This window comes from Curtobacterium sp. 458, from assembly GCF_030406605.1.
In the GTDB taxonomy this organism is placed as follows: domain Bacteria; phylum Actinomycetota; class Actinomycetes; order Actinomycetales; family Microbacteriaceae; genus Curtobacterium.
Genome location: NZ_CP129104.1, coordinates 462979 through 477546, shown reverse-complemented (window position 1 = coordinate 477546; position 14568 = coordinate 462979). Strand labels below are relative to the sequence as shown.

The 14568-nt window shown below is 71.5% G+C and carries 12 protein-coding genes; 6 read left to right on the top strand and 6 right to left on the bottom strand.

Going from position 1 to position 14568, the window contains the following annotated elements:
- The first annotated feature begins 125 nt into the window (after positions 1-125).
- Positions 126-1919 (top strand): BCCT family transporter, encoded by a 1794-nt coding sequence (locus QPJ90_RS02285; RefSeq protein ID WP_290132861.1) that lies wholly within the window; start codon positions 126-128, stop codon positions 1917-1919.
- Between the two features lie 45 nt (positions 1920-1964).
- Here the strand turns inward: QPJ90_RS02285 and QPJ90_RS02280 are convergent, their stop codons facing one another.
- The 5 genes from QPJ90_RS02280 to QPJ90_RS02260 form a co-directional block, all read right to left on the bottom strand.
- A complete protein-coding gene (locus QPJ90_RS02280; RefSeq protein WP_290132860.1) occupies positions 1965-2987 on the bottom strand; it encodes a LacI family DNA-binding transcriptional regulator in 1023 nt (340 codons plus the stop codon).
- A gap of 147 nt (positions 2988-3134) precedes the next feature.
- Positions 3135-3938, bottom strand: a complete 804-nt coding sequence (locus QPJ90_RS02275) for an NAD(P)-dependent oxidoreductase (RefSeq protein WP_290132859.1) — start codon at positions 3936-3938, stop codon at positions 3135-3137.
- Positions 3939-4057: 119 nt separating this feature from the next.
- On the bottom strand, positions 4058-6127 hold the full coding sequence (locus tag QPJ90_RS02270) for a YhgE/Pip domain-containing protein (RefSeq protein ID WP_290132858.1): 2070 nt from the start codon (positions 6125-6127) through the stop codon (positions 4058-4060).
- 1 nt (position 6128) lies between these two features.
- The gene (locus QPJ90_RS02265; protein WP_290132857.1) at positions 6129-6815 is read right to left on the bottom strand and encodes a hypothetical protein; all 687 of its coding nucleotides are present in this window, start codon (positions 6813-6815) and stop codon (positions 6129-6131) included.
- Entirely contained in the window at positions 6812-7465 is a 654-nt protein-coding gene (locus tag QPJ90_RS02260; protein ID WP_290132856.1) for a TetR/AcrR family transcriptional regulator, read from the bottom strand. The genes QPJ90_RS02265 and QPJ90_RS02260 overlap by 4 nt, the downstream gene beginning before the upstream one ends.
- Before the next feature lie 158 nt (positions 7466-7623).
- Between QPJ90_RS02260 and QPJ90_RS02255 the strand changes: the two genes are divergently transcribed.
- Together QPJ90_RS02255 and QPJ90_RS02250 are read left to right on the top strand one after the other, a co-directional pair.
- A complete protein-coding gene (locus tag QPJ90_RS02255; RefSeq protein ID WP_290132855.1) occupies positions 7624-11262 on the top strand; it encodes a S8 family serine peptidase in 3639 nt (1212 codons plus the stop codon).
- A 77-nt stretch (positions 11263-11339) separates the two neighbouring features.
- Positions 11340-11510, top strand: a complete 171-nt coding sequence (locus tag QPJ90_RS02250; protein WP_290132854.1) for a hypothetical protein — start codon at positions 11340-11342, stop codon at positions 11508-11510.
- 119 nt (positions 11511-11629) lie between these two features.
- Here QPJ90_RS02250 and QPJ90_RS02245 read toward each other — a convergent pair whose 3' ends face one another.
- Positions 11630-11788, bottom strand: coding sequence for a hypothetical protein (locus tag QPJ90_RS02245; protein ID WP_290132853.1), 159 nt, complete (start codon positions 11786-11788; stop codon positions 11630-11632).
- Between the two features lie 169 nt (positions 11789-11957).
- On the opposite strand from QPJ90_RS02245, the gene QPJ90_RS02240 reads away from it, so the two are divergent.
- From QPJ90_RS02240 to QPJ90_RS02230, 3 genes are all read left to right on the top strand, one after another.
- Positions 11958-13262 carry an adenylosuccinate synthase gene (locus QPJ90_RS02240; RefSeq protein ID WP_290132852.1) on the top strand — a complete coding sequence of 435 codons (1305 nt, stop codon included), beginning with the start codon at positions 11958-11960 and terminating at the stop codon, positions 13260-13262.
- A 2-nt stretch (positions 13263-13264) separates the two neighbouring features.
- Entirely contained in the window at positions 13265-13822 is a 558-nt protein-coding gene (locus QPJ90_RS02235; protein ID WP_290132851.1) for a low molecular weight phosphatase family protein, read from the top strand.
- A 358-nt stretch (positions 13823-14180) separates the two neighbouring features.
- Entirely contained in the window at positions 14181-14510 is a 330-nt protein-coding gene (locus tag QPJ90_RS02230; protein WP_290132850.1) for a hypothetical protein, read from the top strand.
- Positions 14511-14568 lie beyond the last annotated feature (58 nt).

Sequence of the window (14568 nt, the reverse complement as noted above, 5' to 3'; positions counted from 1 at the left end):
CGGCCTGCAACGCTACCCGCTGACCACCGGGGGGAGTCGAACGCCGTCCGGAGGACGCGCCCGGCCGTGCTCGCAACACCGCCGGACCTGAGCGCGGCCACAGGAACCCGGGCACCATGGTCGGCATGGCGACTCCTCACCCCACCACGACCCCGCGACTGAAGCGCTGGGTGTTCTGGCCGGCAGCGGTCGTCGTCCTGGGCTTCGTGGCGTGGACCCTCGTCGCCCCGGCATCGGCAGAGGGCGCCTTCGACACACTGCAGGACGCGATCGTCCAGAACTTCAGCTGGTACTACGTCCTCGTGGCGGCCTTCTTCGTCGCGTTCAGCATCTTCGTCGGCTTCAGCAAGTTCGGCGACATCAAGCTCGGGAAGGACCGCGACGAACCGGAGTTCTCGACCGGCTCGTGGTTCGCGCTGCTCTTCGCGGCCGGCATGGGGATCGGTCTCGTCTTCTACGGCGTCTCCGAGCCGCTGAGCCACTTCGCGGACCCGCGCCCCGGCGTCACCGGGAACGAGGCGTCGCTCGCCCAGCAGGCGATGACGCAGACCTTCCTGCACTGGGGCCTGCACGCCTGGGCGATCTACGTCGTGCTCGGGCTGGCGCTCGCGTACGCGATCCACCGCCGCGGGCGCCCGGTCTCGATCCGGTGGGCCCTCGAGCCGCTCCTCGGGGCCCGCGTCAAGGGCGGGTGGGGCAACACCATCGACGTCGTCGCCCTGATCGGGACCCTGTTCGGCGTCGCGACCTCACTCGGTCTCGGCGTCCTCCAGATCGGTGCCGGCCTCGAGAGCGCCGGCATCGCCGAGAGCACCACGGTCAGCCAGATCGCCATCATCGCCGTGATCACCGCGCTCACGATCGTCTCGCTCGTCACCGGCGTGACGAAGGGCATGAAGATCCTGTCGAACTTCAACCTGCTCCTCGCGGCCGCGCTGCTGCTGTTCATCCTCGTCGTCGGCCCGACGCAGTACCTCCTCCGTGACTTCGTGCAGTCGATCGGCGCGTACCTGCAGGACCTCGTCGGGCTCTCCTTCACCGTGAGCGCGCAGCAGGGCGCGGCCGGCGAGGCCTGGCAGGCGGCCTGGACCACGTTCTACTGGGGCTGGTGGATGTCCTGGGCGCCGTTCGTGGGCATCTTCATCGCCCGCATCTCGAAGGGCCGCACGGTGCGGCAGTTCGTGTTCGGCGTCCTGCTCGTGCCGACCGCGCTCACGATGCTCTGGTTCGCCGTGCTCGGCGGGGCCGCCGTCCACCAGCAGGTGAACGGCGGGGGCCTGGTCGGCAGCGACGGCTCGGTCGACGTCGAGGGGTCGCTGTTCACCCTGCTCGGGGACCTGCCTGCAGGGACCGTCCTGACGTTCGGCGCGATCCTCCTCATCGGCGTCTTCTTCGTGACCTCGTCGGACTCCGGGTCGCTCGTGATGGCCATGCTCGCCTCCGGTGGGGACATCGAGCCGAAGAACTGGCTCCGGGTGTTCTTCGCGGGCGTGACCGCACTGCTCGCCATCGCGCTCCTGCTCACCGGCGGCCTCAACGCCCTGAAGACGGCGGCGATCACGACCGCACTCCCGTTCAGCATCGTGCTCCTGCTCACCTGCTGGTCGACCGTCATCGCGTTCACCCGCGAACGCCGGGCGTACGACCGGGCGGAACGGGCGCTGCTCCTGGAACGCGTCGGCGAGTACTACGGCCTCGAGGTCGACGCACCCGCGGAGCGCGGCGTCCAGACCGGGCTCGGTCGACCGTGGCGGGTCATCCGGCAGCGGCTCCGCCCGACCCGGGGCACGGCACGGCCGGAGGTCGCGCACGAGCCGGACCCGCCGGTGAGCACCGCCGCGGTGTCCCCGGACCCGGCACTCGACCCGCGGCTCGACGTGGCGGTCGCCCGCGACGAGGGCACGACCGCGGACCGCTGAGGCACCGTTGCGGCGGGAGCGACGAGCTGCGCTCCCGTCGCAGCGTCAGCGTCGTGCGGTCGTGCGCCGCGCGACGAGCCGCGGCTCGACGAGGATCTCCCGTGCCGGCGCGTCCGGGTCCGCGATGCGGGCGAGCAACCGCTCACCAGCACCCCGGCCGATCTCGACGCTCCGGTCGTCGATGCTCGTCAGGCCGACGTAGCGGGTGGCGGCGACCGGGGTGTCGTCGTACCCGATGACCGAGACGTCCTCGGGCACCCGCAGGCCCCGCTCGGCGAGGCCCGAGAGCGCCCCGAGGGCCATCACGTCGTTCGCGGCGAAAACCGCCGTGACGTCGGGGTGCTCGTCGAGGAGGACCCCGACGGCACGGACGCCGGCGTCCTCGGTGGGCTCACCGGGGAGGACCGCACTGACGACGGAGGCGCCGGACCCGGCGGAGGCGACCCGTGCCTCCAGGCCGGTCCGTCGTTCGTCGGAGGCGGCGGAACGCGCCCCGACGAAGCCGATGCGCGTGTGCCCGAGGTCGAGCAGGTGGTCGGCGGCGATCGCGCCGCCGGTGCGGTCGTCGTTCGCGACCGTGTCGGCGCGCGGGATCGCGACCCGTCCGCCCGCGATGACCAGCGGCATGGACGCGGGGACCGCCAGGTCCGTCTCGGGCTCGCCGGCGATCACGATGCCCTCGACGCGCATCGAGAGGAAGCCCTCGACGGGCGAGGCGTCCAGACCGGTGTTGAGGAACCGGTCGGCGACGACGAGCCGGTGCCCCTGGTCCTGCAGCGACTCGCGGAGGCCGGTGAGGAGGTCGACGAACCACTGGTTCCGGAAGTCGTCGAGCACCACCCCGATCGTGCGTGAGCGTGTCCCCGCGAGGGCGACGGCGGCCGTTGACGGGCGGTAGTCGAGCTCCTGGATGGCCTGCAGCACCGCCGTTCGGCGCTGGTCGCTCACCCGCGGGGAGCGTTGCAGGACGAGCGAGACGAGCGACTTGGAGACACCGGCGCGTGCCGCGACGTCGTAGATGGTCGCCGGCTTGCCGCCGGCTGGCTTGCCGTCGCCCATGATCGGCATCGACCTCCTGGTGTCCTCGTCGATCCTAGCGGTGGCGCACTTGGTGCTGTTGTCAGGACATCAGCCTGGAGGCGCGGTGCGGGTCCGCCGCGTCGTGGCTGCCGGGAGGCGCGGTGCGGGTCCGCCGCGTCCCTGGCGGTCCGGTGGTCAGCTCGACCGACGACCGAGCGGCAGGTCCGCCATGCCGCCGCCGAGGAACCGGATGTCCTCCTCCGGCAGGGCCGCACGCTGGTCCGCGTCGAGCACGGCCGAGGCGTCGTCCGCGGGATGGAAGCCGATCGCCTCGCCGGCGGACAGGTCGGCGGGGGACCCGGTGTTCCGCGAGACCGCCCACACGACGTGGTGGCCCGGCTCCCGGAGGTCGACCGTCGCCTGCACGAGCCGCGCCAGGTCGTCCGGCGAACTCCACATCAGCAGCGCCCGCCGGCTGCTCGGGCGCTCGCCGAAGGCGCCGATGCGGGCCGAGACGACCGACATGTCGTACCGGTCGGCGAACAGGCTGCCGAGGAGCTCCATCGCGGCCTTGGTGAACCCGTAGTACAGGTCGGGACGCGGGAGCCGGTCGCCCGGGACGCTCGCCGGGGCGGTGCCCTCCTCGGGGACCCGACCGACCGCGTGGATCGAGCTCGCCTGGACGACCCGTCGTACCCGGGCTGCCACGGCGGCCTCGAACAGGTTCTTGGTGCCCGTGACGTTCGCGGCGACGAGGGTGTCCCACTCGTCCTCGGTCGGGATCCCGGCCAGGTGCACGATCGTGTCGACGCCGGGCAGGGCGGCCGCGAGGGCGGAGCGGTCGTTCACGTCCCCCTCGACGAAGCGCTCGCGGTCCCCGACCGCCGGCTCCGGGCGGCGGGTGTCGAGCAGGACGAGGTCGTGTCCGGCGGCCGTGAGCCTCGGGCGGAGGGCCGTCCCGATGCGTCCGGCCGCTCCGGTGATGAGCAGCGTCGCCATGCGCGCGACGGTACGCGGGGGTGGGGACGGGCAGAACCAGGTTCCGGACACAGCACCGTGCTTCTTCGTGGTGCTGTGTCCGGAACCTGGTTCCGGCGGGGCTGCGCTAGCCGATGGCGCTAGCCGATGAGGCTCGGGCGGAGGTCCCGCAGCGTGCGACTCCGGGTCTGCCGGGCGGTCACGACGTACGACACGAGCAGCGCCCCGAGGAGCCAGCAGAGCAGCACGCCCGTGTCCGACCACGCCGCCGCCGCGGACCCGCCGTACATCGTCTGCCGGATGGCGTCGACCGAGTACGTCATCGGCAGCGCGAAGTGCAGCGCCGCCAACGGCCCCGGCAGCGTCTGCCACGGGAACGTCCCGCCGGCGGTCACGAGCTGCACGAGCATGAGCACGAGGCCGAGGAACTGCCCGACGGACCCGAGCAGCACGTTGAGCGCCATGATGATCGCCGCGAACGTGGCCGAGGCGAGCACCATGATGCCGATCGTCGGGCCGGCCTGCACCACGTTCAGGTCGAGCGCGAACCGGACGATGAGGAACAGCGCGACCATCTGCACGACCCCGAGGAGCGCGGGGGTGAGCCAGCCGCCGAGCACCACCCGGAGGGGCTTCCGCACCGCGGTGATCGCCCGCTTCGAGATCGGCTTGAGGATGAGGAACAGCGCGTACATGCCGATCCAGGCCGCGAGGGAGATGAAGAACGGGGCGAGACCGGCGCCGTAGTTCCCCGCCGAGGCCACGTTGTCGTCGCCGACCTTCACCGGGTCCGAGATGACGGACGCCTGGTCCTCGCGCGACGACGCGGTCGACGACTGGATCTTCGTGCGGCCGTCGTCGAGCTTGTCCGCGAGCTCCTTCGAGCCGCTCTCGAGCTTCGTCAGCCCGGATGCGAGCGACTTCGCGCCCTCGTCGGCCGAGGCCGCTCCAGAGGCGAGCTGGGACGCGCCGCTCGACAGCGTCGGCGCGGCCGCTGCGAGCTTCGAGGTCCCCGCGGCGACCTGCGACGCGCCGCCGGACAGGGTGGACGCGCCGTCGGCCGCGGTGGCGATCCCGTTCGCCAGGGTCGGCGACGCGTCGGCGAGCTGCTGCGTCCCGGCGGCCACCTGGGCCGAGCCGTCACGGAGCTGGTCGACCCCGGTCAGGGCCTTCTCGACCTTCGCGAGCTGCTCCTGGTTGCCGGAGTCCGCGAGCTGCTGCTCGACGGTCTGCTTGATGACCGCCTGCGCCTCGGGCGACAGCTCGACGCCCTGCTTCGCCGCCGCCGCGGTGATCGCCGCGTTCACAGTGTCGGGGGAGAGCGCCTCGAGTGACTCCAGCGCCGGGTCGGTCGAGTCCGACAGTGTCTGCAGACCCGTGGCGACCTGCTGCGCGCCGGAGTTGAGGCGAGCCGTGTCGGACGGCAGTGATGCGGTCTGCTGTTGCGCGTCGGCGAGCCCGGACGCGAGCTGCGACGCGCCCGAGGACACCTGCTGCGCCCCGCTGTCCAACTGCTGCGTCTGCGACGGCAGGTCCGCGGTGCCGGCGGCGAGCTGTGCCGCCCCCGAGGAGAGCTTGCCCGTCCCGTCGGCGAGTCGGTCGGCCCCGTCCTTCGCGGTGGTGGCCCCGGAGGCGAGCTGACCGGCCCCGTCGACGGCGTCGCCGAGGCTGTCGCGTACGTCCGCGAGTCCGACGAGGAGTGTCTTCGCGGCCTGCTTGCCGACCCGCTCGGCGACGGCGGTCCGCATGGTCTTGCCCGCCTGCTCGGCGATGGTCGACGCGAGGTACGAGTTCGTGTCGGCGGTCGTCATCGTGAGTTTGGCCTGCTCGGGGTCGTCCGACTGCGCCGACACGAGCGAGGACGAGAAGTCGTGCGGGATCGTCACGACGAAGTCGTAGGTGCCGTTCCGGACCCCGGAGCGTGCATCGGCCGCGGAGGTCTCCGTCCACTCGAAGTCGTGGCCGTCGATCGCCTCCTTCGTGACGTCGTCGCCGTAGTCCACCCGGTCGCCGTCCAGCGTGGCGCCGGCGTCCTGGTTGACGATCGCGGCGGGGACCTGGTCGAGCTTGGCGTAGGGGTCGCGGTTCGCCCACAGGTAGGCGCCGCCGTAGAGCAGCGGCACGCACATCAGTGCGATGAACGCGAGGCGGGCGAGGGGCGTGGCGGTGAGGCGCGCGAGCTCCGCGCGGACGAGCGAGGTGGTGGTCACGTCAGGACGCTTCCTGGAGGCGCGGGTCGTCTCCGTCGGTGGCGGTCGCGTCGTCGGGGCCGTCGGTCGTGGTCGGGGAGGGGATGGTGTCGAGGAGGGCTGCGGCGGTCTGCGCCGCGGCCTTCGACGTCACGAGGAGGACGGTCACGCCACGGAGGGCGACGTCGCGCACGACGGCGAACCAGTCCTCGACGGCGCCGCCGTGCCGCTCGGGCGAGGTGACCACCAGTCCGGTGACACCGTCGCGGAGCAGGGCGAGTTCGACGAGCAGGCGGATGCGGACCTCGGTGGGGACGCGCTGGACGTGGGTGTCGGCGTACTGCGCCATCCCGAGCGACTCGAGCACCGTGTCGACGTGCTCGCGCGACGGTCGCTGACCGGCGTAGGCGAGTTCCTCGCGGACGATGCGTCGGCAGCTCATCACGGGGAAGGGCTCGGCGACGCCGGGGGTGTCGACGAGGGCGAACGAGCCGCGCACGGCTGCCGGGTCCTCGTGCCCGTCGACGAGCACGCGACCCCGGTCGGGTCGCATCCGGCCGCCGGCGACGAGCGACGCGAGCACCGGGGCCTGTTCGGTCTCGACGGCGACGATGCCCGGTCGACCGGGTCCGGCCACCGCGGACACGGTCGGCAGTGCGGCGCCGGGCTCCTCGCCGATGCCGACGTGGTCGAGTTCGAGGGTGCTCATGCGGAGGGCTCCTGGGCGGTGGTGGTCGACGGGCTGGGTTCGGAGAGCAGGGCGGTGCGCCAGTCGATGCCGGTCACGCCGAGCGCCGACAGGACGACCATGCGACGTCCGGCGGCGTCGGAGGTGCCGGAGCGGGTCGCCTCGTCGAGCACGGCGATGCACGCGTCCTCGACGAGCCGGCCGAGCGCGTCCGGGGTGACGTCGTCGCGCATGATGCCGTCCGCGATCCCGAGCGCGCAGGCGTCGCGGACGCGGGCCCGGACCGGTGCGAACTCGGCCGCCACCGACTGGATGAAGGGTTCCCGGACGGCGACGGCCGCCATCGAGCGGACGTGCGAGACCTCGGCCCAGAGCGCCACTGCGATCGCGGCGATCCGAGCGGCGGCCGGCACCTCGACGAGGTCGGCAGCGGTCGGCATCGCGGCGGCGATCCGGGCGGCGCCGATGGTGACGACCTCGCGGACGAGGTCGTCACGGGACGGGAAGTGTCCGTAGACCGCACGGCGCGACAGACCGGCGGCGGCGGCGATCGTCTCGAGGGAGGCGTCCGGGTCGCGCTGGAGTTCCGTCTTCGCGGCCTCGATCAGTGCCGCCCGGTTCTCCGCGGCGTCCCGGCGGGGTGCGCGAGTGGGCGCAGCAGGCGTGGTCATGACCCCCATCGTAATAACCTGCACACCGGTGTGCAAGTTACGACCGTGTATCCCCGAATGAGGGACGGTCCTCCGAAGAGGGGACTAGGCGACCTGAAAGGAAGCAAATAGCTTCACAGGAATTCCACGAGAACCACGGACAGAGCCAGGAGTGCCCTTTGAACCGTGCAACACCGAACCCGGACCCGACACCACGCCGCCTCGCGCGCGTCCTGACCGCCGGCATCGCCGCCGCGGCCCTGACGTGCGCCGGGCTGGCGGTCGGCGGCACCGCCGTCGCCGCTCCCGCAGGCGTGTCCATCCCCGAGCTGAAGCTCGCGCAGCCCCTGCGTGACGCGAAGCCCACGAAGACGGTCAGCGCGTTCGTGCGCACGACCGGGAAGGGTGCGCTCGAGGTCGACGCGCAGGCGAAGGGCGGGGACCTCTCCCGCTCGAAGTCCCCGTCGACGCAGGCGAAGCAGCGTGTCCAGTCGATCCAGTCCACGACGGAGGCCGTCCGCGCCGCCGTCAAGAAGGCCGACCCACGGTCGACCGAGCTCTACGCCACCGAGTACACCGTCCCCGGGGTCGCGGTCGTCGCCGACGTCGACGCGCTGCAGCAGATCGCGAAGCGCTCCGACGTCGAGAGCATCATCCCGCTCACCCCGAAGAAGATCGTCGAGCCGACCGTCAACGCCGACGCGTCCGCTGCGCCCTCCGGCGTCGACCCGAGCACGGCGAAGGCGGGCGTCGACGGCGTCGCCCCGAAGAACGCCGCGAGCGACGTCTACACCCGGGCACTCAACGCCTGGACCCAGACGGGGCACACCGGCAAGGGCGTCAACGTCGCGGTGCTCGACACGGGCCTCGACTACACACAGGCCGACTTCGGCGGTCCCGGCACGGCCCAGGCGTACGCCGACGCCCTCGCCTCGACATCGGCGCCGGCAGCCGGTTCGTACGACCCCGAGAAGTTCCTCGGTGGGTACGACTTCGCGGGTCCGACCTACAACGCGGACCCGACGAGCGACGCCTACCAGCCGGTGCCGGCACCGGACGACAACCCCATCGACGGCAAGGGCGGCGACCACGGGACGCACGTGTCCGGCACGGTCGCGGGCTACGGCCTCACCGCCGACAAGAAGACCTTCGACGGCGACTACACCAAGCTGACCGCCCAGCAGGTCCAGGACATGTGGGTCGGTCCGGGCACCGCGCCGGAAGCTGGTCTCTACGCCCTCAAGGTGTTCGGGGACGGGGGCGGCTCGACCGACCTCACCGGCGCCGCACTCGACTGGGTCGGCCAGGCGCTCACCCAGGGCAAGGACATCAACGTCCTCAACCTCTCGCTCGGCTCCGACTACGGTGCGCCGGACGACCCCGACAACGCGAAGATCGACGCCCTCACCGACCGCGGCGTGCTGCCGGTGATCGCGTCGGGCAACGCCGACGACTTCACCGACATCGGGGGATCCCCCGGGACCGCCGAGGGTGCGCTGACCGTCGCCGCGAGCGCCACGGGCCAGTCCCTCTACGACGGCGTCCAGGCGACCGCGCCGAGCTCGGTCGCGAAGACCTGGCGGGCGCAGTACTCGCAGGACTACTCCGGCACGCTGCCCGTCGAGGGCGACGTCGCCGTGCCGACCACGAACGTCGACGGCTGCACGGCCTTCACCGGTGCGGACAAGGCCGCCATCGCGGGCAAGGTCGCGTGGCTGAAGTGGACCGACGGCGCACTCGAGTGCGGGTCGAAGACCCGCTTCGACAACGTCAAGGCCGCCGGCGGCGTCGGCGTGCTCCTCGCGGGCACCGTCAACACCTTCGACTCGGGCATCGCGGGGAACGCGACCATCCCGGGTGCCGAGCTGACCAAGGACAGCGTCACGGGCCTCCAGACAGCCGCGAAGGCGGGGACCCTGCACGTGCGCTTCGCGGACGAGCTCAAGGGCTTCCAGCTCGCGACCGACCCCGAGGCCGTGAACACGCTCGCGTCGTTCACCAGCCGGGGCGTCCACGGCTCCTTCGACGACATCGTCAAGCCGGACATCGCCGGACCCGGCGTCAACGTCATCTCCGCCGCCAACGGCACCGGTGACGGCCGCATGTCGATGAGCGGCACCTCGATGGCCACGCCGGACGTCGCGGGCATCGCCGCGCTGACGTTCGAGTCGCACCCGACCTGGGGTGCGGACGCCGTCAAGGCAGCGCTCATGAACACCGCGACGCACGACGTGAAGGACGGCAACACGGTCGCGAACCAGCTCCGTCAGGGCACCGGCCGCGTCGACGCCCTGCAGGCCGTGAACGCCGACACCACCGTGGTGAGCGTCGAGAACGGCAAGCTCGTGACGGCGTCCTTCGGCGTCGTCGAGGTGGCGGACAAGAACACCACCGCCGAGCGCTCCCTGCTCATCACGAACAAGGACTCGGTGGCGCACACCTACGACGTGGCCTACCAGTCCCGCGTGACGCAGCCCGGCGTGACGTTCTCGCTCGACAAGCAGCGCGTCACGGTCCGTCCCGGCGGCGGTGCGGTCCTCAAGCTGACCATGCGGGTCGCCGACCCGACGCAGCTCCGCCGGGTGATCGACCCGACGCAGGAGGCCGTGCAGCAGGGCTACCAGCGGGAGTTCGTCGCCGCGGCGACCGGCCTCGTGACCTTCACGCCGACCGACAAGACCGTCGAACCGCTCCGACTCGGCACCTACGCCGCGCCGAAGCCGGTGAGCGCGGTCACGGGGAGCAGCGTGACCTTCACGGGTTCCACGAAGGCACAGCTCACGCTGACCGGTCGCACCGTCGACCAGGGCGGCCTGACCACCGGTTACCACGCCGCGGTCGCGCCGTTCGTCCTCGGCGGCACCGACCCTGCCGAGTCGTTCCCCGCCGGTTCGGCCCAGCAGTCGCTCCGCGCGGCCGACGTCCGCTCCTACGGCGCGAGCTACGACAAGGCGTCGGACGTGCTCGCGTTCGGCGTGCAGACCCAGGGTCCGGACGCCAACCCCGGCGCCGTGACCAACGTCGAGGTGTACATCGACGTTGATGGTGACGGCACGGACGACTACCTCGTGTACGACGCCAAGTCGTCGGTGGTCGACGCGACGTTCGTCACGACGGTCGACCTGCACGCGGCCGAGGACGAGGACCCCGTGGTCGACGCTTACCCGCTCAACGCAGGGGCGCCCGGCCAGGACGTCAACACGTTCGACAGCGCGGTGAAGGTCCTGCCGGTGACGGCCAGCCTGATCGGCGCGACCGGCAAGCAGGTCAGCTACCACGTGGAGACCGAGTCGGCCTACGCGACCGGTGTCACGGGCAGCTCCGTGGTCGACACCACCCCGGCGACGACCTTCGACCTCGCCAAGCCGGCGCTGACCTTCGCCCAGTCGGGCGCGGGCGGCACGCTGTTCGCCGACAAGGGGTCGCTGCAGGTGACCCGCGCGAGCGGTGCCACGAGCGAGAAGGTCCTCCTCCTCCACCTCGGCAACGCGGTGGGCAAGCAGGCCCAGACCGTCTCGACCAAGGTCGTCACGAAGCTCGCCCTCAAGCCGGGCAGCTCCGTGTCGATCAACGGGACCGCCAAGGTCGGCAAGACGCTGACCGCGGTGCACGGCGAGTGGGACGCGGGCAGCGCCAAGGTGACGTACTCGTACCAGTGGTACCGGGACGGCAAGGCGATCGGGAAGGCCACGGCCGCGAAGTACCCGGTCAAGACGTCCGACCGCGGCAAGAAGCTGACCGTCAAGGTCGTCGCGAAGGCCTCGGGGTACCTGGACGGATCGGCCACCTCGAAGCCGACCCCGAAGGTCACGAAGTAGATCCGTCCGGTCCGCCCGGAGTGCGCTGACGGGACAGGTAGTTAGACAAACTAGTTGTTTCGTGGAATGGTGATCACATGCGACAGCAGAGCGACATCAAGCAGCTCCGGGCGAACCCCACGGAGTGGCGTCGACGCGGTCTCACCCCGCCCGACGTGATACAGGCGATGGTCGAGGAGCGGCTCCGCGAGCCGGGCCACAGCCAGCCGGTCGGGGACCCCGCGTACGCGGACTTCTTCCGCAGCTAGCTGCGAAGGCGGGCGCGATTCGGGCGCGACCGAGCAACGAACGGGAGGCACGGTGCCAGCTGGCACCGTGCCTCCCGTCCGTCTGTCGGTCGTCCTCGACCGGGCGTCCCGCCTGTGGATCAGGCGTCCGGTCGTTCGTCGGCCGCTTCGCGGCCGCGGTCCGTCTCGGGCATCACGTCCTGCGGAGCGTGCTCGACCGAGCCGATCCCGCCGTCCGTCAGCTCCTCGGCCTGCTCGACGTCCTGTAGGCGCTCCGGGTCGTCGATGGGGTCGCTCATGGTGGTGGTCCTTCCGTCGTGGCATCGGAGTCCCAGCGTGCTCGGTCCGGGGCTCCGTGCACTCAGGAGCCGTCCGGACGGTGGCGTGGAGGTGACCAGCCGATAGACTCGGGTGGACCACCGACCGAGCCGGTCGCGTGCGGTCCTCCGCCAACGTGAGGAGAACCAGATGCCCGCAGCAGTCATCATCGGCGCCCAGTGGGGCGACGAGGGCAAGGGGAAGGCCACCGACCTCCTCGGGTCCCGCATCGACTACGTCGTCAAGTTCAACGGCGGCAACAACGCCGGGCACACGGTCGTCGTCGGCGGCGAGAAGTACGCGCTGCACCTCCTGCCGTCCGGCATCCTCACGCCCGGGGTCACCCCGATCATCGGCAACGGCGTGGTCGTCGACCTCGAGGTCCTCTTCCAGGAGCTCGACGCGCTGAAGGCCCGCGGCGTCGACGTCTCCCGGCTGCTCGTGTCGGCCAACGCCCACGTCATCACTCACTACCACCGCACCATCGACAAGGTGACCGAGCGGTTCCTCGGCAAGCGGCAGATCGGCACCACCGGCCGGGGCATCGGCCCCACCTACGCCGACAAGATCAACCGCGTCGGCATCCGCATCCAGGACATCTTCGACGAGAACATCCTGCGGCAGAAGGTCGAGGCTGCCCTCGACCAGAAGAACCACCTCCTCGTGAAGGTGTTCAACCGCCGCGCGATCGACGCCGACGAGGTCGTCGAGTCGCTGCTCTCGTTCGCCGACCGACTCCGCCCGATGGTCGCCGACACCGCGCTCGAGATCCACCGGGCACTCGAACGCGGCGACACCGTGCTCTTCGAGGCCGGCCAGGCGACCATGCTCGACGTCGACCACGGGACGTACCCGTTCGTGACGTCCTCCTCCGCGACCGCCGGCGGTGCCGCCACCGGCTCCGGCATCGGCCCGGGCAAGCTCGAGCGCATCATCGGGATCGTCAAGGCGTACACGACCCGCGTCGGCGCCGGGCCCTTCCCGACCGAGCTGTTCGACGAGTCGGGGGAGTTCCTGCGCGCCAACGGCTTCGAGTTCGGCACCACCACCGGACGTCCGCGCCGCTGCGGCTGGTACGACGCCCCGATCGCCCGGTACACGGCGCGCATCAACGGCGTGACGGACTTCGTGCTCACCAAGCTCGACGTCCTCACCGGGCTGGACACCATCCCGGTCTGTGTGGCGTACGAGGTCGACGGCCAGCGCGTCGACGAGGTCCCCGTGAACCAGTCGGACTTCCACCACGCCAAGCCGATCTACGAGGAGTTCCCCGGCTGGACCGAGGACATCACCGGCGCCCGGTCGTTCGAGGACCTGCCGCAGGCCGCGCAGGACTACGTGCTGGCAGTCGAGCGGATGTCCGGCGCCCGGATCTCGGCCATCGGCGTCGGCCCCGGCCGTGATGCGATCGTCGTCCGGCACGACCTCCTCGGCGCCGCACCGACCGCATCCTGACGATGCTCGTCCTGTTCGTCTGCAGCGGCAACCTCTGCCGGTCTCCGCTCGGCGCACAGGTCCTCACCGCTCGGCTCGGCCGTGACGCCCCGGCGTTCACGGTCGAGTCGGCGGGCACCATCGCGCAGGACGGCGCCCCGATGGACGAGGCCGCTGCCGCGCAGTCGCGTCGGCTGGGCGGTTCGCCGGACGACCACCGTGCGCGGTACCTCACCCCCGCGATCGCCGGTGCCGCCGACCTCGTGCTCACCGCGGAGCGAGCGCACCGGGCCGCGGTGGTCTCCCTCGCTCCCCGCGCCACGAAGCGGGCGTTCACGATCGTGCAGTTCGCACGGGTGCTCGACGCGCTGGAGCCCGCCGACCTCTCCGGTGTCTCGACCGTGCCGGAACTCGTCGAGCGGGTGGCTCGGCTCCGGGGTTCGGTGCCGCCCCCGGTCGATCCCGCGGACGACGACGTCGACGACCCCTACCGTCGGTCGACGGCGACGCACGCCCGGGTGGCGGACGAGATCGGGGCCGCCGTGGCGACGATCGCGGACGCCCTGCGCGCGGTGCGCTGAGCGCTGCCTGCTGCCTGCTGCCCGCGGCTGGGTGCTGCCGAGTCTCGTGCTGAGCGACCAGTCTCGCGGCCGCGAGCGCGAACGTCGTCGCCCACCACGAGTCTCGTGGGCGTGCCGCCGAGTCTCGCGGCCGCGTCATCGGCGCTGTACCCCAGGAACCGGTTCATCCACGGAACGAGTACCCCGTCGGGGGACGTGTACCCCGAACTGTCGTCATCAGCCCCCGGAAACCCGGGCCTCGGCGATGGAGAGCATTGACGCAACCCGTGAATGCACGCGGGCGGGTGGCGTGTGGGCCGTGCTGTCTCGTAGCGTTCTGGTGTCAGCAGATGTACCCCGGAACGCGAAGGAGCACGACATGAGCACGACCGTCCAGACCGACACGCGAGCCGAGGTCACGCTCGACACCGACACCGTCGACACGATCGCGATCCTCGAGGCCGACGCTGCCGTCCACGGGCGTGCGAGCCGCGCCAAGCTCACCTGGACCCAGGAGGACGAGGACGAGTGGGTCGCCAACTACGGCGGCTACTTCGGGGGCTCGGTCGACAAGCGCGACGGCCGGTACGTCGCGTCGGACACGTTCGGCCTGGTCGTCGGCGACTTCGGATCGCTCGAGGAAGCCCAGGGCCGACTCGCCGACCAGCTGCACGTCATGCTCCCGGCCGTCATCCGGCCGGTCGCGTAGTGCCGGGCGACCATCCGCACCCGTCATCGGACGGGGCCACCGACAACAGCACACCGCA